This window comes from Pseudomonas sp. B15(2017) (genome assembly GCF_002113215.1).
In the GTDB taxonomy this organism is placed as follows: domain Bacteria; phylum Pseudomonadota; class Gammaproteobacteria; order Pseudomonadales; family Pseudomonadaceae; genus Aquipseudomonas.
In genome coordinates this window covers 50,384-75,528 of the sequence record NZ_NEJZ01000011.1, presented here as the reverse complement: position 1 = coordinate 75,528, position 25,145 = coordinate 50,384, and the positions used below count along the sequence as shown (strand labels likewise).

Below are 25,145 nucleotides of genomic sequence, written 5' to 3'. Positions count from 1 at the left end.
CTCGCAAGGATTCGAGGGGCGCCGACAAACAGAAAAACGGCCGCCACAAAGGGCAGCCACGGGGAGCGCAAAGGGCTATCACTGGAACCGATAACGGGCCAGGCGCCATCTCCCCGGTCAATACAATACAGTGAAGATGCGCGTTATGACTCGCAGGTCACGCTATTTTGCCGAATCGGTGCAGATCGGGTTATTCGACCAGCGACCAGTCCAGTGGCGTGCCGCGTTTGATCGGCGCGCGCGCGCGGCGGCCGAGGACGGCATCGGCGTGCTTGGGCGGCAGACCGAGACCGGGACGAATGGCGCGCACATTGGTCGCCGTAAAGGGTTCACCGGCCGCCATATCGGCCGTGACGTACAGCGACCGACGGTAAACCAGCGACTTCTGCTCAGCCTCGGTCACGCCGTAATGCACCTGGCCCATGGCCTGCCAGGCGCGTTCGGTCTCGACCACCAGGCTGGCCAGCTCCGCCGGTTCCAGTGAGAAACTGGCGTCCACGCCACCGGCTGAACGGTCGAGGGTAAAGTGTTTTTCCACCACCGTGGCGCCGAGGGCCACCGCCGCCACCGATACGCCGACACCCATCGAATGATCGGACAGCCCGACCTCACAGCCAAACAGCTCACGCAAATGCGGAATCGTACGCACGTTGCTGTTGATCGGCGTCGCCGGGTAAGTGCTGGTGCATTTGAGCAGTACCAGATCCTTGCACCCGGCCTCGCGGGCAGCGCGTACGGTTTCGTCGAGCTCGGCGATGCTGGCCATGCCGGTGGAAATGATCAGCGGTTTGCCGGTCGCTGCGACACGGCGAATCAACGGCAGATCGGTATTCTCGAAACTGGCGATCTTGTAAGCCGGCACATCGAGGCTTTCGAGGAAGTCCACGGCGCTGTCGTCGAACGGCGTCGAAAACGCGAGCATGCCCAGTTCCCTGGCCCGGGCGAAGATCGGCGCATGCCATTCCCAGGGTGTGTGAGCCTTTTCATACAGATCGTAGAGCGAGGTACCGGCCCACAGACTGTTCGGATCCTTGATGAAGAATTCGCCTTCAGCCAGATCCAGGGTCATGGTTTCGGCGGTGTAGGTTTGCAGCTTCAAGGCATGCGCGCCGGCCCTGGCCGCCGCTTCGACAATCTGCAAGGCGACGTCCAGCGACTGGTTATGGTTGCCGCTCATTTCAGCGATGATGAACGGCGGCGCATCGGCACCGATCTGGCGGTTGCCGATCTTGAAACTGCTCATTGACGGGATTCCTTCAAAACCTTGGTGAACGCACAGGCACTCTGAGTGAACCCGGCGTCACGAAAAACATTCATCGAGGGCCGATTGGCCGGCAACACCTGGGCGGTGATGGCGGTCATCTGTGGCCAGTGCGCGGATACAAAATCTTCACCCTGCGCCAGCAGCGCCCTGCCCCAACCCAGACCGAAACGCCCCTCGAGCAGATACAGCGAAACCTCTGCCTCAAAGCCGCGCAAATCGTAGCGCAGGACACCGACCGGGCCGTCATCTGCTTCGGCCACCAGCAACAACCGCTGAGGATTGCGCAGGCTCGCACCCAGCCAGTTCAGATGTTGCGACCAATCGATCACGCCGCTGTCCAGTGACCAGCGGCGCACCGCCTCGGCATTGCGCCCGTCAAACAACAATTGCGCGTCATCCGGCGTCGCCAGGCGCAACTTGAGCACTGCACCGGCCAGTGCCGCCGCTACCCGCAACGCACCGCGCCCGTCGACCAGTTGTCGTGAACGCTCGGCCAGGCTCTGACGCAGATAAAAATTGTCGACGACAAAACCGATGGCATCACGCAGTTGCTCGACACTCACCAGCTCTCGCGCGCCCATAAACACATGCGCTCCGGCCGCCGCCATCACCTCGCCGTTGGCCTGCTGGTTGTTCGACACCGCGATGCAGATCGTCGGCAGGCCCAGAGCTGCACGCTCCCAACTGGTGCCGCCGCCGGCACCGATAAACAGGTCGGCCTCGGTCATGCGTCGATGAAAATCGCTGACGAAACTGTGCAGCCGCCAGTGTGGTCGCGTTTCGGCCAGTGCCTGCATTTCTGCCCAGGCCGGGTTGTCGGCACCGGCGACGAAATCCACTTCAAGCGCCGAAAAGTCCGCCAGCGCCAGCATCGCGTGATGGGTCTGGCGCGCCGCATCGAAGCCGCCGAAATTCACCAGCACCCGGCGCGCCACCGGTTTGATCTCGATGGCCGGGCCGCTGAATTCTTCACGCAGCATGGCAAAGCGCGGGCCGAGCAGCGTCCGGCAACCGGCCGGCAGCAGCGGCTGATAGTTTTCGCTGAGCCCGGAAAGGTTCTGATTGAGCAGCAGATCCACGCTGTAGCGCCGGGTCGCCAGATCGTCGACGGCGGCGATCCTTGGGGCAAAACGACGGGCAGCGGTCTGCCAGTGATGATCGAGGCCGTAATGGTCGGCGATCACCCAGTCAAACTCAGGCTGCTCTTCCAGTTGCATTGCCAGCGCATCGATATCCGCCTGCCACGGCAGCATCGATTCGATGGCCTGCTCCGGGTCTTCACCGGCATAGCGATCCGGCAACGCGAAGGTCTCGAAGCCTTCGCTCTGCAACGCATCGAGCCGATGGCCGGGCAACCGACGGCAGGCGAACGCGACATGGCTGCCTTGCGTGCGCAGTACTCGCGCCAGCGTCAGGCACCGGGCGATATGGCCGCTGCCGATGGTCGGCGAGGCGTCGGCGCGGATCAGTACTCTCATTGCAGCTCTCCGCCAGCCTTGAGGGCGGCGTAAAGGTATTCAGCGCGTTTCCAGTCTTCGACGGTATCGATGTCCTGCACCAGATACCGGGGCAGGATCACCGGCAGGCTGGCCGGCGAATACAACACCTCGCCCCCCAGCCACGCTTCGCTGCGCCCCCAATAGAACTGGCCGGCATCCTGAAAGGCAGCCGGCAGATCCTGTGAACGGGTATTGCGAAATTCGGGGTACAACGCCGTCAACGCACCCTGTCCGTCGAGGGTCAAGGCGCGCTGCACCGGAAAGCCGAAATCGGTGACTGAAAAAGCAAAGGACTTGTCCGGATGCTGCGCCAGCAATTCAAAGCCCTGACGCAGAAACCGCGCCTGCAACAGTGGCGCCGTGGCATACACACAACAGGCGTAATCGAAGGCCGGCAGTTGCTGCAAGGCATGCACGATCACCGCTGCGGTGCCGGTGAAATCATCGGCCAACTGCGCCGGACGCATGAACGGCACGTCAGCACCGTTGGCCCGCGCCACGTCGGCGATCTCTGCATCGTCGGTGCTGACCACCACCTGCTCGAACAACCCTGAATCAAGGGCGGTGCGAATCGAGCGGACAATCATCGGCACACCGTCGAACGGTTTGAGATTCTTGCGCGGGATGCGTTTACTGCCCCCGCGGGCCGGGATGATTGCGACGTTGTTCAAGGACGTTTTTCCAGCAGGAACCAAGTGATGTCGTCCACCGGAAATTGCGGATCGCGGTGATAACCGAAGCCGTAATCCAGCAGTTGCAGATCAGGATAGCGATCGAGCATTTCCCCGGCGAAGTCGCGCTTGAACAGCTTGCCGCTGTTGCCGCGATAGGACACCTCCACCGGCGACGGATTGTAGTACTCGGCGATCAGGATGTAGCGCGAACTCAACTCATACAGTTGCGCATAGGCCGTCGCCAACAGCTCCGGCGCCAGATGGATCAGCACGCCTTTGCTCAGGGTCAGATCGTATTGGCGCTCACGGGGAAAGTCGAACAGCGAGCCGTGCCAGATGTTCGCAATCTCCAGCGCCCGGGCCTGGGCACAGGCGCTGGCGTTGATTTCGACTCCGAACAGTTCGCAGCGCGGCAACAGCTGACGCAATGCCTGCAAGTTGTTGCCGGCATTGGTGCCCAGTTCCAGCAGGCTGTCGATCCGCCCGGCCCGGGTCAGCGCCTTGGCGAACAACGCCAGATTGGCCGCCACCAGTGGCTGGCCGACGTTGCGGTCAACGTACTGGTTGCCGAACTCGCCCTGCCAGAATTGTTCCTGCTCGCTCAGATCACGCATTACCGTTTTCCATCCACCGCCGCGGCGGCAATCATTCAGTCAACCGACGCAATTGCTCGACCACGTAGTCCTGCTGCTGATCGCTCAGCAACGGAAACAGCGGCAGACTGATCGCTTCGGCGTAATAACGCTCGGCTTCGGGAAAGTCGCCCTCGGCAAAACCCAGGTCACGATAGTACGGCTGCAAATGCAGCGGAATGTAGTGCAGGTTCACGCCGATACCGGCGGCGCGCAAGCCTTCGAACACCTGACGGTGACTGAGGCTGATGCGCTCGGTCTGCAAACGCACCACATAAAGATGCCAGGCCGATTCGGCGTCCGGCTGGATGCTCGGCACGGTGACCGGCAGGTACGCCAGCAGACGGTCGTAACGCGCGGCCAGTTCCCGACGGCGTGCAATGAACTCATCCAGTTTTCTCAGCTGCGACAGGCCCAGCGCGGCTTGCAGATCGGTGATCCGGTAATTGAAGCCCAGCTCGACCTGCTGGTAGTACCAAGGGCCGTGGCTGGGCTCGGTCATCTGCTGCGGATCGCGGGTCATGCCGTGGCTGCGCAGGCGTTGCAGGCGCTCGGCCAGTTCCGGGCGATTGGTCAGCACCATGCCGCCCTCGCCGCTGGTGATGATCTTCACCGGGTGGAAACTGAACACGGTCATCGCGGCAAATTCACCGCAACCCACCGGGCGTCCGGCATAGCTTGCGCCGACCGCGTGGGACGCATCTTCGATCACGGTAAAGTTGTAGCGCTCGGCCAGTTCGGCAATCCGTCGCATGTCGCAGCTCTGCCCGGAGAACGCCACCGCCACCAGCACTTTGGGCAGCGTACCGTCGCGTTCGGCAGCATCGAGTTTGTTCGCCAGAACTTCGGCATCGAGGTTCCAGGTCAGCGGATCGATGTCCACGAAATCCACGTCGGCACCGCAATAACGGCCGCAGTTGGCCGACGCGAGAAAGGTGTTCGGCGTGGTCCACAAACGATCACCCGGGCCCAGCCCCGCCGCCACGCAGGCAATGTGCAACGCCGCCGTGGCGTTGCACACCGCCACGGCGAAATCGGCCTGACAACGCTCGGCCATCGCCTGCTCGAAGCGTTCGATGGTCGGGCCTTGAGTGAGCCAGTCGGACTGCAACACCTCGACAACCGCGTCGATATCCGTCTGGTCGAGGCTTTGCCGACCGTAGGGAATCATACCGACAGCTTCGCGTGCAGGTCGGCGATCTGCCCCACCGAGAGGAAGTGCGGGTTGGTGTCGGAGCGGTACTCGAAATCTTCGCCGACCGGCACGCCACGTTCACCGAGTTTGTCCTCGGCAAAATCCACGTCGACGCTGGTAAAACGAATCGACGGCTGGATCGTGTAGTGATCGGCAAATTCCAGGGTCATCCGCGCATCGTCCAGCGGCACCATCAGCTCGTGCAGTTTCTCGCCGGGACGGATGCCGACGTTCTTGTGCGGCAGGTGCTCTGCCATTCCCCGCGCGAGATCGACCACGCGGATCGACGGGATCTTTGGTACGAACACTTCACCGCCGTGCATGCGCGCAAAGCTGTCGAGCACGAATTGCACGCCGTGATCGAGGGTGATCCAGAAGCGGGTCATGCGCTCGTCGGTGATCGGCAATTCGGTAGCGCCATCAGCAATCAGCTTGCTGAAAAACGGCACCACCGAGCCGCGCGAACCGGCGACGTTGCCGTAGCGCACCACGGCGAAACGCGTCTGCTGTTCGCCGGCGATATTGTTGGCCGCAACGAACAACTTGTCCGACAGCAACTTGGTGGCGCCGTACAGGTTGATCGGGCTCGCGGCCTTGTCGGTGGACAGCGCGACGACTTTCTTCACGCCATTGTCGATGGCGGCAGCGATGATGTTTTCCGCGCCGTTGACGTTGGTGCGGATGCATTCGGTCGGGTTGTACTCCGCCGCCGGCACCTGCTTCAACGCCGCGGCATGCACCACGTAATCGATGCCGCGCATGGCCTGACGCAGACGATCGGCGTCGCGCACGTCACCGAGGAAGTAACGCATGCAGGGCGCGTTGAACGTCTGCTGCATTTCGTACTGTTTAAGCTCATCCCGGGAGAACACCACCACGCGCTTGGGCTGGTATTGCTCGAGCAGGCGCGCAATGAACTTGCGCCCGAACGAGCCGGTGCCGCCGGAGATGAAAATCGATTTTCCGTTGAACATGTCTTGAGTCTCGTTCCCTGTCGACCTAGGCGATCAACTGTGCCCAGTTCAGCGAAGCACTGTCGTTCAAAACAAAGCCTTTGCCGATCAGGCTCAGGTTGGCGTTGTAGGCCTGATCCCCGGCGAAAGTCGCCGCCCATTTTTCCTGCAATGCAGCCAGTGCCTGGCCTGCCTGATCGATCTCGCCCTGATGGATGACTTGCACCGATGGCGTCCAGACGGTCAGGTAACCGGCCTGGCCGGCCTTCAGGCACAGGTCGACATCGCTGAAGCCGGCAGCGAACGTGCTGTCGTCCAGACCGCCCAGAGCCTCGAACAATTCTTTGCGCACCATCAGGCATACGCTCGAAACCGCCGAGTAGTTCTGATCCACGGACAACCGGTACAGATAGCCTTCGGCATCGTGTTTCTCGCCGACGAATGCCGAACCGACGCCACCGTTCATGCCCAGGATCAGGCCGGCCTGGCTGACCTTGCCGTCGCGGTCGACCAGTTTCGGGCCAACTACGCCGACTTCCGGACGCAGGGCATGGTTGAGCAGCGAGTCGAGCCAGTTCGGGTTGACCACTTCGGCGTCCGCCGCCAACAGCACCAGGAACTCGCCCTGAGCTTGCTGGCTGGCCGCGTTGCACAGTGCGGGCGTGCTGAGCGATTGATCGGCACGCAGCACACTGACTTTCGGATGCTGATAAGTCCCGAGCCAGTCATTGACCTCGGCCGATTGAGAAGCCTTGGTTGCAATCAGGATTTCGTACTTGTGATAACGGGTGCGCAACAGCACACCTTCCAGGCAACGTTGCAGAGCAGGCAGATCGTCCCCGGCCGCTATAACGATCGACACCAGAGGACGATCGCTGTGGTGATAATCGATCTGGTAAACACCCGGCAGCGCCGACGTGACCTTGGCTTTGTAACCGCGGTTGCCTAGATGACGCAGCAATGCCAGACGCTCATGGGCGTTCTCTTCCAGCTGCGGTGCCTGAGTGATAAGCAGCGGTTCATCGAGGTGCGCCAGGCAGTTCAGGCCACCTTGCTCAATGATGCGCAGTAGCAGGTCGAACTCCAGCGCCTTGCTGAAATCGGCGCGGTAGCCGTCGACTTCCAGCAGCACTTCACGCCGGACCAGCCAGTGCCGCGCCATCAGGCCCGGCAGGCTCAGCAACAGGTCGAGATTGAAGCCCGGACGGAACACGTCCATCAGCGCACCGTTTTCCCGTCGCTGGATCTCGTCCGTGGAAACGGCATTGATGCCGTCGGCATTCATCAACTCCAGGCTGGCGCGCAAGAGGCCGCCGGCGGTGAACTCATCCCCCGCTTCGGCCAGAAGCAACCAGTCGCAAGGCGACTGACGAGCGCTCTGGTTAAGCTTGTCGACAAGATTGTCCGGCGTAACACGGACAAAGTGCAGGGTGTTCTGCGCAGTGGTCGCTGCCGGGGCGTCACCAGTGGTGAACACGACAATGCGGAACGCCTTGGATTGACCTTCGAGCAGGCTGTCGAGGCTGACCTGCAACTTGTCGATATCGTTATCCATGTCCACCAGGAAGATGCCGAACTGCGGGCCACCACCGTTGGCGGCCAGGTGTTCGGTAATCGACGCGATCTGCCCGGCATCCGCCTGACGCGACGCCAGCCACTTGAGCAGACGCCCGGACTGCATCTTGTCGAACACCTGATGATGGTCGGCGACGGTCAACGCTTCCATGCGGGCGATCCAGTCACGCATCGTCTGCGCTTCGTCATCCTCGCCAGACAGTTCCAGTTGCACCGCCAGGCGTTTGGCGACGGTGCGGTTGAACGCGTTGAGGTCGTGGGCCTGCCACAGACGGTCGAGCACACTTTCAGGGGTATCGTTGTTGCGCGCCTCGATCAGATGCGCCTGACGGGCCCACACCCCTTCAAGACCTTCCAGTTGAATGCGGCCGGCCGGCATCGCGTGCAGCATGAATTCAAACTGCGCGAGGCGATCAAAGAACGCCTGGTTGTAGAACGGCATTTCGACGTACTGCAGAGGTCCGAAACGGCGATCCGGACGCTTGAGTTCCTGGTTCCAGGTGGACTGGATAATCAGCTCTGCCGTCAGGGCCCGATTGGTTTGAAGGCTGTCGACCATCGCCTCGAAACTTTTAAGGGCAAAGGCCTTGCCCTGCTCTGCATTCAGATCCTTGATACCTGTCGGCAATCGCGCCAGAAACTCGGCGAAGGCTTCGCGCTCGGCCACCGATTTAGGATCGATGTAAGTCAGCGAGTGGTACACCTCGGTGCTGTGCTCGGAGTTGCCATAGTTGATCTCCCGCACCACATACGGTATCGGCAGGATCCGTGCCTTGGCACTGGCCAGCAGGAAGTAAACATGGCCGATTTCCTGCCACTGGAAACTGGTGCCCGGCGGCAATGCCGAATGCCAGGTTTTCATCAGGTCGGTACGGGTCACCGCATAGAACGGCGGGATGTACTGACTCATGTAGTCCAGGACCCGATCCTGCGCCCGCTCGGACGCATAGTCCTCCTGCACTTTCTTGTCGCGACGGTAGTAGCTCACGCCACCGGCCAGTGTCAGGTACATCAGGCAGTAGCCGTGGCACATGCCGTAGTCGCGATTCGCCTCCAGGAAGCCCACCGACTCGGCGAGCGAATCGTGCAGGATGAAGTCGTCATCGGCTGCCAGCACCATGTATGGCGTGGTCAGTTGCTCCACGCCATAGGCCAGTTTGGCCTGCATGCCCCAATAGGCGAATTGCGGCACGTGGTGGTAATCGACCGAAGAAAAGTCGCCTTCAGGCCGCTCGGCGGTGGAGTCCAGCACCATGATTCTGCAGGGCAGGCTGCTGTAGTACTTGACCGCCCGACGCAGGAACGCCGGACGATTGTGCGTAATCAGCACCACGGTCAACAGCTCGTTGAGCGGTAGCGTCAATTCAGAACCGAACTTGCCTTGCATAACTTCTCTCCACAACCGGCGACTCGCCGAGACAACGCTTTTGTGATGTTGCGAATTAACGAACGCGACGCAGATAGCCGTCCGGCGCCACGGTGATCAGCAGCTTGTTCTGCAGCTGAACATCGATCTCGAAATCCTTGTTCTCTTCCAGGTATTTCCACACGGCGGTCTTCGGGTTGTCACCCGGGCCCCATGGACGATCCGGGAAGAAGTCGGCCGGCATGTCTTCAACCACGGTGTCCATCACCACGCAGTAGCTGTCGACCGAAACCAGTGGCGCGTAGAGGCGCAGCTCTTCGAGCACGTGGTCGTGGGTGTGGTTGGAATCGAGTACCAGAATGACTTTCTTGCCTTCGGCTGCCGCGCGTACCTGGGCAGCGATGGCCGGGTCGATGCTCGAACCTTCGATCATCTTGATGCGCTTGCTCATCGGATGGCTCTCAATGGCTTCGCGGTTGTGCGGGCGGATGTCCAGGTCAATGCCCAGCACTTCGCCGTGACCCTGCAGCTCCAGCAACGAGGCGTAGTAGATGATCGAACCGCCGTGGGCGATGCCGCACTCGATAACCAGATCCGGCTTCACCTGCCAGATGATTTCCTGCATGGCCATCATGTCTTGTGGCAGCTGGATGATCGGACGGCCCATCCACGAGAAGTGGTAGCTGTACTTGTGCTTGGCCGATTCGTTGAAGAAATCCCGGGCCAGGCCGGTGAGTTTCTGGTCGTCACCCTGTTGGGCGATCTGCTCGCGGCATTCGGCTTCGAAAGCTTTGTTGATGCTGTTGTCGGTCATTTTCAAAATCTCAAGGGTCACTGGAACGAAGCGCTGTCGACGGCGTGATAGACGTAACGTCCACCGGTCATCCGCTTGATCTCTTCGAGGTAATTGGAATTCATCACAAACAGGTTGGCGCCCTCGGGCAAAGCGTCCATCGCCTCTTGCGGCGAGGACACCCGGGCGCCGCTCAGGGGCAGGTAACGCCCCTGCTTGGCCGGGTTGATGTCGACCACCCGGTCCACCGCCACGCCGGCGCGTTGCAGGAACAGCGAATAGATCACGCCCTTGGACGAGGCGCCCCAGATCGCCGAACCCTGCTCGGGCGCGCCCTGGATGATCTGCACCGCGCGCTCGAGGCTGGCAGTGAAATCGTCCGGCAATGCCAGGCGCGGCACCGGTTGTTCGGGGGTCAGGCGCAGCGTGGCAAGGTCAGCGACGATGTACAGGTATTGGCCACCGAACAGGTGACCGGCCTCGTGCACGGTGCCGAACATCCGGCGCAGGTCGTCGAGGCGGAAGTAATTGACGTGCTCGTAGAACAGGTCGAACCAGGCGCGGTGTTCGAGGATCCAGTCGAAGCACGGCACTTCGATGTAGATCTGCCCACCGCCCTGATTGGCTTCGGCGATCACCGCCAGAAAGCTCAGCGGATCCTGGATGTGTTCCAGCACGTGACGCAGCACGATGGCGTCCGCTTCCAGGCCCAGACCACGGGTGAACGGGGCCTTGATCACGTCGGCGTTCTCGCCTTCGTAGGCCGGGTCGATGCCGGTGATGCGGTAGCCCAGGCCTTTGAGCAGCTCGAGGAAATAACCTTTGCCGCAGCCGACTTCGATCAGCTCCTGACCCTTGAAGTGCCGGGCAATGATGCCTTCGACATCGCTCAGGTGTTTCTGGAACTGGCCGGAATGGGCCTGCTCGTTCTGGTAGTCGGCGTCGTAGCTGAGTTTGTCGGCATCGAACGCTGCATTGAAGATCAGCCCGCTGCGTTCATCCTGCACCAGCAGCATGTCGGCACTGGCCGATGCCTTGGCCGATTCGGGATCGGCAAAGGTGCGGTTCTGCAACACCGGCAGGTCGGTAACCCGATACAACTCGTGCCTCATTGCGGCTCTCCCAATAACTGTTGCAAGCGCTCGGTCACCGCCCAGAACGCCAGCGGTTCGTGGGTGGGATACGGGTAGTGGCCGAGGTTCAGGGCGATGGTCGCGCCGCGCTCACGCACGCGCTGTTCGACCAGCGCCCGCACCGAAACCGGCTGGCCGCTGGCGCAGTTGAGCGTGCCGTCGAAATCGCGTTTGTGCAGGATCGCGGCGAGGTACGCGGTGGCCGTTTCAATCGCCAGGAAGTCCCGCAGTTGCTCACCCGCCGACATGTTGAACGTCGCATCGCCGGCATCGATTGCCCGGTCCAGCGCCGCCAACAGACTGTTGGGGTTCTGCCCGGCGCCGTGCAGATAGAACAGCCGTGCCCATTGCAGGGTGAACGGATGCTCCTGCTGCAAATTTTGCAGAAACAGGTGCAGCGTGTGCTTGGCCAGCCCGTACGGATTGGCCGGCTGTGCGTCGTTCTGCTCGCTCAGCGGGCCGCTCTGCATGCCGTACTCGAAACAGGTGCCGGTCACCAGAACCTGCTTTACCCCCGCCTCTACCGCGCCTTTGATGAAGCGGTAGTCGGCCATCAGGTTGTGCTCGAAATGGAACAGCGCCCGGTAGTTCGGCAACCCCGGCCAGGCCAGGTGCGCGAGTGCATCGACGCCCTCGGTCAGCGCGCGCGCATCCAGATCCGCCGCGTGAATATCCGCGCTCACGAACTCGACGTCATTGATCCATGGCATGTCCGCGGCTTTTTGTGCATCACGCGCAACCGCCCGCACCGTGCACCCACGGGCCAGCAATGCCGCGACCAGGTGACGACCGACGAAGCCCGTGGCTCCGGTGACCAGGACTTTCACAGCACGCTCAACTCAGGCACGGCGATCACGAAGTGGCCGTCCCACTGACGCACCTGGGCCAGTTGCTGGCTGACTTCATGCAGCAGGTTCCACGGCAGCACCAGCACGTAATCCGGCTTCTCGATATCGATCTGCGCCGGCGCCACGATCGGAATGCGGCTGCCCGGCAAAAACTTGCCCTGTTTGTGCGGATTGGCGTCGGCGACCCAGGCCAGCAGATCCGGCTTGACCCCGGCGTAGTTGAGCAAGGTGTTGCCCTTGGCCGCAGCGCCGTAGCCGACCACACGCTTGCCATCGGCCTTGGCCTGCAACAGGAAGCGCAGCAGGTCATGCTTGATGCGTTCGGCAGCCGGCGCCAGCGTCGCGTAGTACTCGGCGGTTTTCACCCCGGCGTCGAGCTCGGCCTGCAACTGCTGTTGCACGGCCGGCTGCACGGCGCGGCGTTCGCCGTCCTTGCGCTGGACGAACACTCGCAGCGAGCCGCCATGGGTGGTCAGCTGGCTCACGTCGAACACTTCCAGACCGTTGCGTTCACACAGCGTCAGCACGGCAGTCAGGGACAGGTAGGAATAGTGTTCGTGATACAGCGTGTCGAACTGCGCGCCGGCCATCAGCGTCAGCAGTTGCGGGAATTCGAAGGTCGCGACGCCGGTCGGCTTGAGCAACGTGGCGAAACCACCGAGGAAATCGTTGATGTCCGGCACGTGGGCCAGCACGTTGTTGGCGGCCATCAGGTCGGCGCCCCAGCCTTCGCTTTTCAGCTGGGCGGCAGTGTCGCGACCGAAGAACAGTTCACGAATCTCCAGGCCTTTTTCCCGTGCCGCCTGCGCGGTGCTGCGAGTCGGCTCGACGCCCAGGCACTGAATGCCGCGACCGGCCACGTATTGCAGCAGGTAGCCGTCGTTGGCCGCGACTTCCACCACGCGGCTGTCGGCGGTCAGGCCAAAGCGCTCGACCATCTCGGCCACATAACGCTCGGCGTGAGCCAGCCAGGTGCTGGAGAACGAACTGAAGTAGGCGTACTCGGCGTCGAACAGGCTGTCGGCGCTGGTGTAATCCTCGGTCTGGACCAGCCAGCATTGCTGGCAAACGGCAACCTTCAGCGGCACCCATTGTTCGGCCTGCTCCAGCCGATCGGCGTGCACGTAGGCGTTGGACGGTGGCGAGGTGCCGAGGTCGATCAGCGGCAGGCTCAGCGGTGCGGCGCACCCACGGCAATTCATAGACGCACTCCAGCAAAGTGTTGATCGAGCGCGGGATGGCTGGAATCCCGCGCCGACAAATTATTGACAGGCAACGGCCAGGCGATTGCCAGCCGTGGATCGTTCACCGACAGACCGCCCTCGTGCTCCGGCGCGTAATCGGCGCTGTGCAGGTAAAGCAGTTCGGCATCGTCGGTGAGGGTCTGGAAACCGTGGGCGAAACCGGCGGGGATCAACAGGCTGCGACCATCGCCGGCCTTCAGGTGCTCGGCGTGCCAGTGCAGGAAGGTCTCGGAATCCGGGCGCAGGTCCACCGCCACATCCCACACTTCGCCGCGCAGGCAGGTGATCAGTTTGGCTTCCGGCGCGTTGGCGTTCTGGTAATGCAGACCGCGCACGCTGCCCTTTTCGCGGGTGCAGGAATGGTTGATCTGGCGGATGTGGAATTCGCTGCCGAACGCTTTCAGGCTGCCCTCGCAGAACAGCCGTGCGAAGTGCCCGCGCTGATCTTCGAAGCGTTTGTGCCGGACGCTGAATAACCCGGCCAGCGGTAACTGTTTCAAGGAAAACTCGCTCACAGCGCGCCCCGGTACAGGTTCAATTGGCCGAGGGTCACGGTGCGCATGTCGTCGCCGTTCTGCCACGCCAGATGCCAGTCGAGGGTCTGGGTCAGGCATTGCTGCAACGACCAGCGCGGTTGCCAGCCCAGCACCTGACGCGCGCGACTGCTGTCCAGACGCAGCAGGCCGGCTTCGTGCAAGTCACTCTTTTCGATACGCAGGCCACGGGCCTGAGGCCAGCGGTGGGCGAGCAGTTCGACCACTTCGCCGACGCTGCACATGTCCGCTTCACCCGGACCGAAGTTCCACGCCCCGGCGTATTCCGGGCCTTGTTCGTAGAGCCCGGCGGCCAGTTGCAGGTAGCCGGCCAGCGGCTCCAGCGCGTGTTGCCAGGGACGTACGGCTTGCGGGTAGCGCAGGGTCACCGGCTCATCTGCGGACCAGGCTTTCAGTACATCGGGAATCAGACGCTCCGGCGCGAAATCACCGCCGCCCAGCACGTTGCCGGCGCGGGCGGTGGCCAGCGCCAGGCCGTGCTCGGCGTACTTGTCCGCCGGAAAAAAGGATGCCGCATAAGACTGCGCCAGCAACTCGCAGCAGGCCTTGCTGCTGCTGTAAGGGTCGTGGCCACCGAGGGCTTCGTCTTCGCGATACGGCCACAGCCATTCCTTGTTGGCGTAGACCTTGTCGGTGGTCACCAGCACACAGGCCCGCACGCAACCGACCTGACGAATCGCTTCGAGCAGGTTGAGGGTGCCCATGACGTTGCTCGAATAAGTGCCGAGCGGATCGCGATAGCCTTCGCGCACCAGCGGCTGGGCCGCCAGGTGCAGAACGATCTCCGGCTCGGTGTCAGCGATGATCTCGAGCAAGGCACCGAGGTCACGCAGATCGCCGCGCTGATCGTTGATGCCTTCGCTCACGCGCGCCAGTTCGAACAGGCTAGGTTCGGTCGAAGGATCCAGGGAAAAACCGCTGACTTGCGCGCCGAGGCTTTGCAGCCACAGGGTCAGCCAGCTGCCCTTGAAACCGGTGTGACCGGTGACCAGAACCCGCTTGCCGCGCCAGAACTCCGGACTCAGACCCATTGCTTCCATGGGGCCTCCCCGCTCTGCCACAGCGCTTCGAGATGGTTCTTGTCGCGCAGGGTGTCCATTGGATGCCAGAAACCTTCGTGCTCGAAGGCTTTCAGTTGTTCGTCTTGGGCCAGTTGCGCCAGCGGTTCGGCTTCCCAGGTGGTTTCATCGCCGGCGATGTACGACAGCACTTTCGGCGACAGCACGAAGAAGCCGCCATTGATCCAGCCACCGTCGCCCCGCGGTTTTTCGGTGAAGCCGAGTACCTGATCGCCCTGCCTCTCAAGGGCGCCGTAGCGGCCCGGTGGCTGCACGGCAGTGACGGTCGCCAGACGGCCGTGGTTCTTGTGATAGTCGACCAGTTGAGCAATGTTGATGTCGGAGACGCCGTCGCCATAGGTGAAGCAGAACGCTTCTTCGTCCTTGAGGTAACGGCCGGCACGCAGCAGACGGCCACCGGTCATGGTTTCCTCGCCGGTGTCGATCAGGGTGACGCTCCACGGCTCGCTGTAGTTCTGGTGAACGTCCATGCGGTTGTTGCGCATGTCGAACGTGACGTCAGAGGTGTGCAGGAAGTAATTGGCGAAGAAGTCCTTGATCGCGTAGCCCTTGTAGCCGAGGCAGATCACGAAGTCGTGGATTCCGTGGGCGGAATACTGCTTCATGATGTGCCAGAGAATTGGCTTGCCGCCGATCTCGATCATTGGCTTGGGCTTGAGGTGCGACTCTTCACTGATGCGCGTGCCGAGGCCACCCGCCAAAATAACTGCCTTCATCGTCTCCCCTCTTCTACGTCACAGGGCTCGGCCTCGCTGTTGCAGGCCTTTGCGGCTGAACCTTGCCAGTCCGGGCGCAGGTGAATGACCGCGAGCGCTCGTTTTATGGCGATTTGAGGGGGACTTGCAGGAAACGCGCCAGCTCCGCCAGCCCTGCGTCGGCGGGACATCCGGGCATGAAAAAGGGATGAGTCCGTTGCCGGAATCATCCCTCTCATCAAGCTACTTCACTGCATCGAACGGATCAGCCAAACATCGCGAATCCATCGATCGTGGCCGGCAGGTCGTAGACCTGGCCGTCAGCGGTCTGCAGATGCTCGATGTTGTTGTACCCGGCGTACCAGCCCTGCAGCTTCACGCCGCTGTCGGGAATGCCGGTGCTGCCGTCGTTGGCGCCGTGCAGATAGGCGTCATCACCGATGCGAGTGACGTTCAACTGGTCGAGATTGGCGACGGTGTTCAGGATCAGCGTGTCATTGAAGTCCCAGCCTTCGTCCTGGATCGTCACCAGCCCGGTGGTGTTCACGATATAGGTGTCATCCCCCATACCACCGAGCGCGACGCCGCCAGTACCGGACTGACCCGCCAGGTTGAGAACCAGCACGTCATTACCGCTGCCACCGGACAACAGATAATTGCTGCCTGTGCCGGTCAGCACGTCATTGCCGTCATCACCGAAGGCACTGCCGCTGTTGACCGTGACGGTGTCATCGCCCTGGTCTCCATGGGCCACTGTACCCAGGTCATTCACGGCACTGACGATGACGTCATCACCCGAACCGCCAGACAGCGTGTCGGCTTGCGCAACATCGCCGTCGAGACCGGACTTCAGTCCGCCATAAAGGTGATCGTTGCCTTCGCCACCGGTAAGCTGGTCATCGCCGGTGCCACCTTCAAGGATGTTGTCGTCCGAATTGCCTTGCAGCGAATCGTTGTACTTGCTGCCGCGCAGGCCTTCGATATCAATGTAGGTGTCGTAAAGCGCGATGCCGCTTTGCGGCCCCCAGTCAAGAGAAGCACTCAACCCTTCGCTGCTGTCGTCATAGCTGACGATGTCGATACCGGCCCCGCCTTCAAAGCGATCACCGCCCGCGCCACCCAGAAGGACGTCATTGCCGGCGCCCGAAACGATGACGTTGTCCCCGTCATTGCCGTAGCCAGTGAAGTCTGCCGTGCCGGTGTAGGTCATGTTTTCAATGAACGGATCCATGTGCATCGACGACAGGCTGGTGTACACGTGGTCGGTACCACCGAAGAGGTCCGTCTCGACAATACTCACACCGGCGCTGTTGATGATGTACACATCGTCGCCCCTTCCACCTTCCAGCGTCACGCCCGCGACGTTGGCGGTGAATCGGTCAGTGAACGACGTCCCGATGACTTTCTCGACGTTCAGCAACGTGACATCCGGACCCGCTTGCTGACCAATGCCGATACTGACGCCATCAAAGGAGTGGCGGTAGCTCACGGTGTCGTAGCCATCGGCGCCATCCACGATCATCGCGTTATCGAGCAGATACACCATGTCATCGAAATTCGATCCCTGAATCGCCTCGATGCCAGTGAAGGTGTCGCCAGCAGCGATGGTCAATGCGTCGTAGTTCTCGAAGTCCTGGACTCTCACACCTTCAAGGCTGTCGGAATAGCTGACAGTATCGAAGCCTTCGCCACCCACGAAGTGATCCGCGCCGGCGCCACCCCAGAACCAGTCGTTGCCGGCACCGCCGATGATCTCGTTGTCACCGGCATTGCCGTAACCCTTGAAATCGCCGGTACCGGTGAAGGTAAGTTTCTCGATGAACGGGTCCATCTTCATGGTGTTGAGGTGAGTGCGCAGCTCACCCGCAGCGACTGTCGTCGAAGCATCGTTGAACTCGACGCTCACCCCCGAGGACAAGGCGTAATAGCTCGCCGTATCAAATCCATCCCCGCCATCCAGCAGATCATTACCGGCACTTGCCAGCAACACATCATCCGACTCCAGTCCATTAAGTTGGTCATCACCGTCGGTGCCCAACAGGACATCGGCATCACTCGTTCCATTCACTACTGACATTTGCGTCTTCCTTGCGTTGTTGTTGAACCGGAACCTGCCTCGCGGGCACAAGCCGATCACGCCAGCAGCCACCGTCCGAGGTCAGCGAATAGAGAAGTATCGACAGGGAAATCCCAGTGCTTGAGGCTCTGCGGTGAAAAAGTATCGATACCGATACCAATGGAATGCTGAAGACGCAAAAAAGGCGACTCGATAGTCGCCTCTTTTCCAGCAGTGCCGGTCAGTCCGCCAGCCAGCCGTTTTCCCAATACCGCAGGTTGTCGCCGCGCAGCACGTAGTCGCGCAGTACGACTTCACGTAGTTGATCCCCCATGCGGTAACTGGCATCCGGATCGGCCAGGTGCATACGGATCGCTTGCAGCCACTCCTCGGTGGAATTGGTCTTGACCCGGGTGCACGGCAGGTAACCCTGATAGGCCTCGGTATCGGTGCAGACCACCGGGTAGCCGCATGCGCCGTACTCCAGCAGACGCAGGTTGCTCTTGCAGTCGTTGAAGATGTGGAACTCCAGCGGTGCCAGGGCCAGGTCAAGGTTGAGGCTGGCCAGTTTCGCCGGATACACATCCAGCGGGATCACGCCGTGGAACTCGTGCATGTACGGACGCAAGTCGTCCGGACACATGCCGAAAAACACCCAGTCGACCTCGTTCGCCAGTTCGCGAACCACATCGGCAATGACCGCCAGATCACCGTGGTGACTGGTGCCGCCACCCCAGCCAACGCGCGGCTTTTTCGAGGTGCGACGCTGGCTGCGCAGGTCGGTCCACAAATGCTGCGACAACATGTTCGGTACGACCCGGATGTCGTGGTGCATGTTCGACAGGACATTGGCCAGCGGCTGGGTAGACACCACCACACGATCGCAAAGACCGATTGCCCGCCGCACCAACCGCTCCATTTCGTGCTTGTTCGGCATGTTGCGGATATGCGCGTTGCGATGAGGGACATCGATGACATAGTCATCGAGCTCGTAGATCCGCCGGGCGTTGAAAAAGTTTTTCAACGGTGGAATTTCCTCGATGGCACCTTCCGAGTAGCGCCCTTGCAATACGATCACGTCGGGCGACTGGCGCTCGATATCGATGATCGAAGGCAAGCCGTAGCAGATCCGTCCTTCGGCACGATTGGCCGCCTCAAGCTCGATCATCGGCTGACTGATGCGGTAGTGACCGATGGCGGAAGCGTTGATCGGTACCGCCAGTACGTTTGGCAACTGCGTGCGCAAAAACGGGCTCCAACCGGTACGCAGGCCCGGCTCCAGACTGAAGCTGGAAGCGCCAACACCTTGCACCGCCAGATTGACGTTGAACGCAGGATCGCGCGCGATGAGCGGCAACCAGCGCTTGTAGAACGTCTCGTGCTCCTGAAACTGCTGTTGCTGCTCTTCTGCCGTAGCCTCGATCGTTGGCCGCGCACCCAGCGCCAGCTTGGCGTAAGGCGTCCAGACCACCAGATAACCTTCCCGCCCCACACGCAGACAAAGATCCGCCACATTGAGGGCCTGCGCCAGGTCCTGCTCGTCGAGCCCGTCGGCAGCCTCGAAAACGGCCTTGCGAATCATCAGGCAATCACCGCCGACAGCACTCAGGTCATGCACCGCCTGCAAGCGGAACATGTACCCGTCTGCCTGCAACGCTTGACCATAAAAGGGCAATCCCACGGCACCCTGCATGCCCAGAATCAGGCCGGCATGCAGCACGCAACCGTCCGGATTGTAGATCTTGGCGCCGACCACTCCGACTTCCGGGCGCTGCGCATGATTGAGCAGTTCGTCCAGCCAGTCGGACTGGGTGATGACTGCAAAGGAATTGAGCATCAGCACGTACTCACCGCGTGCCTGACCTACCGCAAAGTTGAGCGTGGCGGCTGCGTTGCCCTGCTGCGCAAAATTCAGCACGCGAACCCGATCGCTGCCCAACTGCGCCATGCCGTCCAGCCAGGCCAGCGCTTCGGCACTGGTGCTGCCGTTATCGACCAGCAACAGCTCGTATTCGGTGTAGGCGGTTTTTTCCAGCAGCGTCTCGACGCAGCGCTGCAAGGCGGCAGTCTGATCCTTGGTCACGATAATGACCGAGACCAGCGGACGCCGTGCGTGATGATAGTCGACGCGATTGAGCAGCTCGGAGCTGCCACTGCGAATGTCATGGGCCAGCCCGAGCCGTTGCAGATGCGCTTCGAGCACGCGCGGATTCTGTTCGATGACGCCTGGGTCCATGAGCCATTTGGACAGGTCGAAAGGCGACTCCAGCATGACCTCGGCGATGTGGCCGATAACCTGGGTGCCATCTTTCTCGACCAGTCGCCACAGCACATCGTGCGGCGCCAGCTGAGCGAATTCAGGAGCAAAACCACCGAGTGCCAGAAAACGCTCGCGCTCGAATGCCAGTGCCCGCCCGACATAGGGGTAGCTGCGCATCAGGTCGAGGTTGAAATCCGGTTTGAACGCAGGCTCTGCCGACTCCCCGTTACGCAAACTGCCCTCGTCGCTGTACAGGCACTTGAGCGACGGGAAATGTACGATGCGCTCGGCCATGATCAGCAACGCCGGGGCCACCGGACGATCGCCGGCCTGCAGCAGGTAGAACCAGTCGGCTCCCTCCAGTTGCGGCAGCAGCGTATTGATCTGCTCCATGCCGTCGTCTTGCAGGGGCATGCGAAACACTCGCCCGTCGAGTTCGGTATCGGTACACGAGGCAGACAGGACCAGAATCAGCTCTGGTGGATAATCCTGAGCGGCAAGCGACGCCAGCGTGCGTTCGACACCGTCACGGCTGCCCTGCCGGTCGATGACGATCGGCACGATCCGTGGCTGATGCGACCAGCCGGCGAGGGTTTCCGGCAGCAATGTGCGCTGACCTTCGGTCAGCACCCGGCAGCCGAGCCACTGCGCATAGAGCTCGGCAAAACTCCAGCTGTCGATGCCGACGCTCCACTCCTGACGGCTCTGCTTGGTGCCAAGGGTGCGACTCAGCGGCAACTCTTCCCACACCCGAGGCTGTTCGTCGGCCTTGGCCAGTGGAATGTAACGAACCCAGCCCGGTGCAGGTGCCGACTCGCCGCTGCGGGCCTTGAGCATCTGCGTCATCCACTCACGCTCGACTTCGAGGGCATCCTTCATCGGCTGTTGCGCACTCAGGCGCTCCGGGTATAACCGCTCGGCGCTGAGTACGTTGTTGGACACGGCAAGGTTGCCGCGCCGCAGCAGGCAGACATACAGGGCAAAATCCAGCGACGCGACAAAGCAGTGCCCGTCCTGAGTCAGGGCCGGCAACAGCTCTTCAACGTCGGAACGCCGGAACAACGCGTTGGTGAAGCCACCGAGGACGTTGACCGGGAACTTCTCGAAGATGCCCAGCAGATCGTCGCCCTTGAACAGCCCGCTATGTGGCGACAACGAGGTGTTTTCCAGGCGCGCGGGCAGGATGATGTCCTGCGCATCCCAGAACAGTCTCTGGGCCAGCACCAGGCTCACCTCCTCACGCATCATCTCCTGGGCCTGCTGCCGGATGCAGTCGGCATACAAGTGATCATCGTCGCACAGGAACTTGATGAACTCGCCCCGCGCCTGACTCAGGCATGCCTTGAGGTTGCCGATCATTCCCAGGGTGCGCGGATTGCGCACGTAGCGCACCTCGACGCCGGACTCCTTGATGACCGACGCAACGATACGTTCGATCTCGGACCCCCGGCTGTCATCGCAGACGATGATCTCCAGAGGGCTGTAAGTCTGGCTGACGGCACTGTTCAATGTCCGCTCGAAAAAGCGCGGGTTGAAGGAAGGAATGACCAGACTGACAAGGGGGAGTGAATTCACGGCGGACTCGCAAGCGGCGGGAACCCGCCCGGAACAGCGAGCCCTTTGAAACCGCAAAAAAAGACGATTGATACAGAGCGATCAGAGCAAGCGGGCGCTTGCGCGCCCGCTCTGGCTTCAGATCTTGTTGAACAGGCCCAACTGAGAGATTTTGCTGAACGCCAGTTGCGAGGCCTGCAGCATGGTCTGCTGCAAGGTCAGGCGGGTCATCACTTCGGCCGGATCCGAATCACGGATCGTGCCCTGAGTGGTGGAGTTTGCCAGCTGCAGGCTCTGGTTGGTGGTGCTCTGGTCATCCAGCGACTGCCCGCGGGCACCGATGGAGGTTACCGCGCTGCCGATCTGGTTGGCGGCGCTGTCGATGTTGCCGAGGCCGGCTTCCATGGCACCCTGGAATTTCTGCTTGGCCACCGGATCACCGTCGATCGGGGTGTTCAGTGCCGTGACCATCTGGCCCAAGGTGTCGAGCACGTTCTGGGTCTGGTGGTTGTTGGACTGGATCGAGAACTGGTCACCGGCCGCCGGCGTGCCACCGAGGGCGAAGGTCACACCCGCTGCCGTGGCGTTGCCGCCCGCTACGGTACCCGACGAAATCGGCTTGCTGTCGGCAGTGACAGGCGCCGCGTACAGGTCGAACGCGGTGGCGCTGGTGAACTTCAGGACTGCGCCGCCGCCCGACGGGAAGGCGGCGTCGTAGGCTGCCTGGTTGGTGACGCTGGAACCGGTGATGACCGCGGTCGACGGGTTGCCCGGGCTGCGCGAAGCGGTGAACGAGTCCGGCGAAGCCGACAGCTGGAAGCTGTGACCGGCAATGACCGCGTCCGGGTTGGTATCGCCGGCCTTGAGGTTGATGTTCAGCTTCATGTCGACGCCACGGAAGCTGACCGTCTGGTTGGCGCCGTTGCTGTTGCTGATCAGACCGTTCTGGCTGGCCTCGGAAGTCACGTCATTGCCCAGGGCATCGGTGATCTTGATTTGAGTGCTGCTGATGAAATCCACGGTGTACGGCTGGCCGGCGGTGAATTTCGCGTTGTAAGTCGCAGCGGTGCCGACGATCCCGTTGGTCAGCACCACACGACCGTCATCGACCGCCGGAGCCGTCATGGTGGTCTGGGTCCGGGCGGTATTGATCGTCTGCTGGAAAGCATCCCAACCGGTGGTGTTGGTGGCCACCGACAGGCCGTCGCCAATGCCCAGGTTGATCTGGGTCTGGTCACCGTTGTAGGCGTAGGTGCCATCGGCGTTCTGCGAGTACGGCGCGGTATCGGTCTTCGAACCGGAGAACAGGTAATTGCCGTTGGCATCCTTGGAGTTCATCAGGCCCAGCACTTGTTGCTGGATCTGGCTCAGTTCGGCGGCGTAAGCCTGGCGGTCCTTGTCGGTGGCAATGCCGTTGTTGGCTGCCAGTCCGATTTCCTTGGCGCGCTGCAAGGCATCGGTGATAGCCGTCAGCGTGGATTCCTGAACGGTCAGCGCGCTCTTGGTGGTATCGATGTTGCCTTTGTACTGATCGAGCATCGCGGCCTGCTGGCCGAGCTTCAGCAAGCGACCGGCACCGATCGGGTCGTCGGCGGCGGTGTTGATGCGCTGCAGGCTGCTGGCTTCGTTCGCGGTCGCGACAGCCTTGCTGTAGTTGCGCTGATATTGAGCAGCTTGCGTCGCGTAATACTGAGCGGTGGAAATGCGCATGAATTACGACTCCTTAAAGACTGTTGATCAGCGTGGCGAAGGTTTCCTGCGCAGCCTTGATGATCTGCGAAGACGCTGTGTAGTACTGCTGATACTTGACCAGGTTGCCGGTCTCTTCGTCCAGGTTGACCTGAGACAGCGAATCACGCGCGCCCTGCGCCTGATCCAGAATGGCTGTGGTGGCTTCGATGTCGGACTTGCTTTGCGCGGCCTTGGTACCGACGTTGGTCACCAGTTTGTTGTAGGCGTCGGTCAGGCTGATGCCCTTGCTGCCCGAACCGGTATCCACGGTCTGCTTGGTCTGCAGGCCGACCAGCGCCTGGGCGTTGCGGTTGTCCGAAGACGCCGCGCCGGTCAGGCTCATGGTGAAGGTTTCGCCGGCCTTCGGGGTTGCGCCCACGGTGGTCTGCACGGTGAAGGTTTTCTGCACGTTCGGCGTGACGCTGGTGTCCATCACCGGCGCGCCGGTGGAGTCGACCATGCCGATCTTCAGGTTCAGGGTGTTGGCCTGCCCCGGCACGATGGTCCCGGTGCCGATGGTGTTGCCCTTGGCGTCGACCATGTTGTACGACTGGCTGCCGCTGGCGACCGCGCCGAACACCAGCTTGACCGGGGTCGAATATTTGAGCGCGTTCTGCAACTCGGCCTGGGAGGTCGGGTTGTAGATGTCGATGGTGTCGGTGAGCGTCGGCTGGGTGTAGGTGCCGGAGTTATTGGCACTGGCCACGCCGGTCAACGGTGCCGCCGCCGCGATTTTTTTCGGGTCGGTGAGCACGGTCTGGATGCTCGAGGCCGCGCCACGGGTCGGGGTCACCTTGAAGGTGTCGCCGGCGCTCAGGGCACCGCCATTGAGGGCCAGGGTGAAGCCGTCGATGACCGGAGGCGGCGTGGTCGTGGTGCTGAACGAACCCATGTCGGTACCGTCCGAGCGCTTGACCGTGTAGTTGGTCGCGCTGGTGAAAGTGACCTGGTAATCGTTGGTGGTCAGCTTGCCGGTGTCGCTGATGGTGACGTCAAGGTTGCCCGAACCTGCGCTGTTGCTCGCCTGGGCAATGCTGCGTTGACTGATCAGCGCGGCACTGTTGATGTTGTTGAAAATCGCGGCGCCGAAGTCACCGTTCTTGTCGATGCCCTGGGCTTGCTGACGGTTGACCTGATCGGCGATCACCAGCGCCACGCGGCCCAGCTCGTTGAGCGACGGGTCGAGCACTTCCTTGCGATAGCTCAGCAGACCGCCGATTTCGCCACCGCTGATCACTGAAGTGATGTCGATGGTGCTCGAACCGCGGTCCATCTGGATGCCCATGCGCGACGGGTCATCCTTGCTCGGCACGGTGCTCAGGGTGTTGGTGGTGTTACCGACAACCAGCGGCTGACCGCTGCCGACGTAAACGTCGAAGCTGGTGCCGCGCTCGACGACCTGCGCGCCGACCAACTGTGAGAGCTGACGCACGGCTTCGTTGCGGGTGTCGAGCAGATCGTTCGGCTGGCCGCCGCTGGTGGAAATCTCGCCGATCTTCTGGTTGAGATTGGCAATCGAGGTGGCCAGTTTGTTGACCTGGGCCGCCATGTCGCCAAGGTTGCCGTTGATCGTGGTGTTCTGGTCGTTGAGCTGCTTGGCCAGTGCGTTGAAGCGGCTGGTCAGGGCTTGCGCGCCGGTCAACACCGATTGACGCGAAGTGTCGTCGGTGGCCGAGGTCGATACGCCCTGCATCGAGGTAAAGAACTTCTGCAGCACGCCGGTCAGGCCGGTGTTGGTGTCGGACAGCGAGCCGTCCAGTGCTGTCGCCTGCGCGCCATAGGCGTCGGCTTCGCTGCTCAGCGAGGTGGCGGTGTGCAGCTGCGATTCGAGGTAGGAGTTGTACACCCGGCGCACGTCGGCGAGGGTCGTACCGGTACCGATGAACACGTTGCCGTACTGAATCGAGGACTTGGTGCCCTGCACGGTTTGCTGACGCGAATAACCGGCGGTGTCGACGTTGGCAATGTTGTTACCTGTCACAGCCAGAGAAGACGAACTCGCGGCCAGCCCCGACATCCCGATATTGAGCAAACTCATGA

At 61.6% G+C, this 25,145-nt stretch carries 18 protein-coding genes; all 18 read right to left on the bottom strand.

The features are described from left to right. Nucleotides 1–190: 190 nt before the first annotated feature. Nucleotides 191–1,243, bottom strand: a complete 1,053-nt coding sequence (pseI, locus tag CAF73_RS17210; RefSeq protein ID WP_085703339.1) for a pseudaminic acid synthase — start codon at nucleotides 1,241–1,243, stop codon at nucleotides 191–193. After that, nucleotides 1,240–2,742, bottom strand: coding sequence for a UDP-2,4-diacetamido-2,4,6-trideoxy-beta-L-altropyranose hydrolase (gene pseG / locus CAF73_RS17205; protein WP_085703338.1), 1,503 nt, complete (start codon nucleotides 2,740–2,742; stop codon nucleotides 1,240–1,242). The genes pseI and pseG overlap by 4 nt, the downstream gene beginning before the upstream one ends. Beyond that, nucleotides 2,739–3,434 carry a pseudaminic acid cytidylyltransferase gene (pseF, locus tag CAF73_RS17200; protein ID WP_085703337.1) on the bottom strand — a complete coding sequence of 232 codons (696 nt, stop codon included), beginning with the start codon at nucleotides 3,432–3,434 and terminating at the stop codon, nucleotides 2,739–2,741. The genes pseG and pseF overlap by 4 nt, the downstream gene beginning before the upstream one ends. Beyond that, complete coding sequence (locus tag CAF73_RS17195; RefSeq protein WP_085699487.1) at nucleotides 3,431–4,051, bottom strand: pseudaminic acid biosynthesis-associated methylase; 621 nt, start codon at nucleotides 4,049–4,051, stop codon at nucleotides 3,431–3,433. The genes pseF and CAF73_RS17195 overlap by 4 nt, the downstream gene beginning before the upstream one ends. 31 nt (nucleotides 4,052–4,082) lie before the next feature. Further along, nucleotides 4,083–5,240, bottom strand: coding sequence for a UDP-4-amino-4,6-dideoxy-N-acetyl-beta-L-altrosamine transaminase (gene pseC, locus CAF73_RS17190; RefSeq protein ID WP_085703336.1), 1,158 nt, complete (start codon nucleotides 5,238–5,240; stop codon nucleotides 4,083–4,085). Then, entirely contained in the window at nucleotides 5,237–6,238 is a 1,002-nt protein-coding gene (gene pseB / locus CAF73_RS17185) for a UDP-N-acetylglucosamine 4,6-dehydratase (inverting) (protein WP_064594325.1), read from the bottom strand. Before pseB ends, pseC begins: the two co-directional genes overlap by 4 nt. Before the next feature lie 25 nt (nucleotides 6,239–6,263). Next, on the bottom strand, nucleotides 6,264–9,179 hold the full coding sequence (locus CAF73_RS17180) for a TIGR00180 family glycosyltransferase (protein ID WP_085703335.1): 2,916 nt from the start codon (nucleotides 9,177–9,179) through the stop codon (nucleotides 6,264–6,266). Nucleotides 9,180–9,234: 55 nt separating this feature from the next. Beyond that, entirely contained in the window at nucleotides 9,235–9,972 is a 738-nt protein-coding gene (locus CAF73_RS17175; RefSeq protein WP_007958324.1) for a cephalosporin hydroxylase family protein, read from the bottom strand. Nucleotides 9,973–9,989: 17 nt separating this feature from the next. Then, nucleotides 9,990–11,063, bottom strand: coding sequence for a class I SAM-dependent methyltransferase (locus CAF73_RS17170; protein ID WP_085699495.1), 1,074 nt, complete (start codon nucleotides 11,061–11,063; stop codon nucleotides 9,990–9,992). Next, nucleotides 11,060–11,911 (bottom strand): NAD(P)-dependent oxidoreductase, encoded by an 852-nt coding sequence (locus tag CAF73_RS17165; protein WP_085699497.1) that lies wholly within the window; start codon nucleotides 11,909–11,911, stop codon nucleotides 11,060–11,062. The genes CAF73_RS17170 and CAF73_RS17165 overlap by 4 nt, the downstream gene beginning before the upstream one ends. Then, complete coding sequence (locus CAF73_RS17160) at nucleotides 11,908–13,134, bottom strand: class I SAM-dependent methyltransferase (protein ID WP_085703334.1); 1,227 nt, start codon at nucleotides 13,132–13,134, stop codon at nucleotides 11,908–11,910. Before CAF73_RS17160 ends, CAF73_RS17165 begins: the two co-directional genes overlap by 4 nt. After that, nucleotides 13,131–13,691, bottom strand: coding sequence for a dTDP-4-dehydrorhamnose 3,5-epimerase (gene rfbC / locus CAF73_RS17155; protein ID WP_085699501.1), 561 nt, complete (start codon nucleotides 13,689–13,691; stop codon nucleotides 13,131–13,133). The genes CAF73_RS17160 and rfbC overlap by 4 nt, the downstream gene beginning before the upstream one ends. Beyond that, a complete protein-coding gene (rfbG, locus tag CAF73_RS17150; RefSeq protein WP_085703333.1) occupies nucleotides 13,688–14,770 on the bottom strand; it encodes a CDP-glucose 4,6-dehydratase in 1,083 nt (360 codons plus the stop codon). Before rfbG ends, rfbC begins: the two co-directional genes overlap by 4 nt. Then, nucleotides 14,752–15,525, bottom strand: coding sequence for a glucose-1-phosphate cytidylyltransferase (gene rfbF / locus CAF73_RS17145; protein WP_085699505.1), 774 nt, complete (start codon nucleotides 15,523–15,525; stop codon nucleotides 14,752–14,754). Before rfbF ends, rfbG begins: the two co-directional genes overlap by 19 nt. A 244-nt stretch (nucleotides 15,526–15,769) precedes the next feature. Then, entirely contained in the window at nucleotides 15,770–17,581 is a 1,812-nt protein-coding gene (locus tag CAF73_RS17140; RefSeq protein ID WP_085703332.1) for a calcium-binding protein, read from the bottom strand. A 220-nt stretch (nucleotides 17,582–17,801) separates the two neighbouring features. After that, complete coding sequence (locus CAF73_RS17135) at nucleotides 17,802–21,395, bottom strand: glycosyltransferase (RefSeq protein WP_085703331.1); 3,594 nt, start codon at nucleotides 21,393–21,395, stop codon at nucleotides 17,802–17,804. Between the two features lie 117 nt (nucleotides 21,396–21,512). Further along, a complete protein-coding gene (locus tag CAF73_RS17130) occupies nucleotides 21,513–23,084 on the bottom strand; it encodes a flagellar hook-associated protein 3 (RefSeq protein WP_085703330.1) in 1,572 nt (523 codons plus the stop codon). Between the two features lie 13 nt (nucleotides 23,085–23,097). Beyond that, entirely contained in the window at nucleotides 23,098–25,143 is a 2,046-nt protein-coding gene (gene flgK, locus CAF73_RS17125) for a flagellar hook-associated protein FlgK (RefSeq protein ID WP_085699512.1), read from the bottom strand. Nucleotides 25,144–25,145 lie beyond the last annotated feature (2 nt).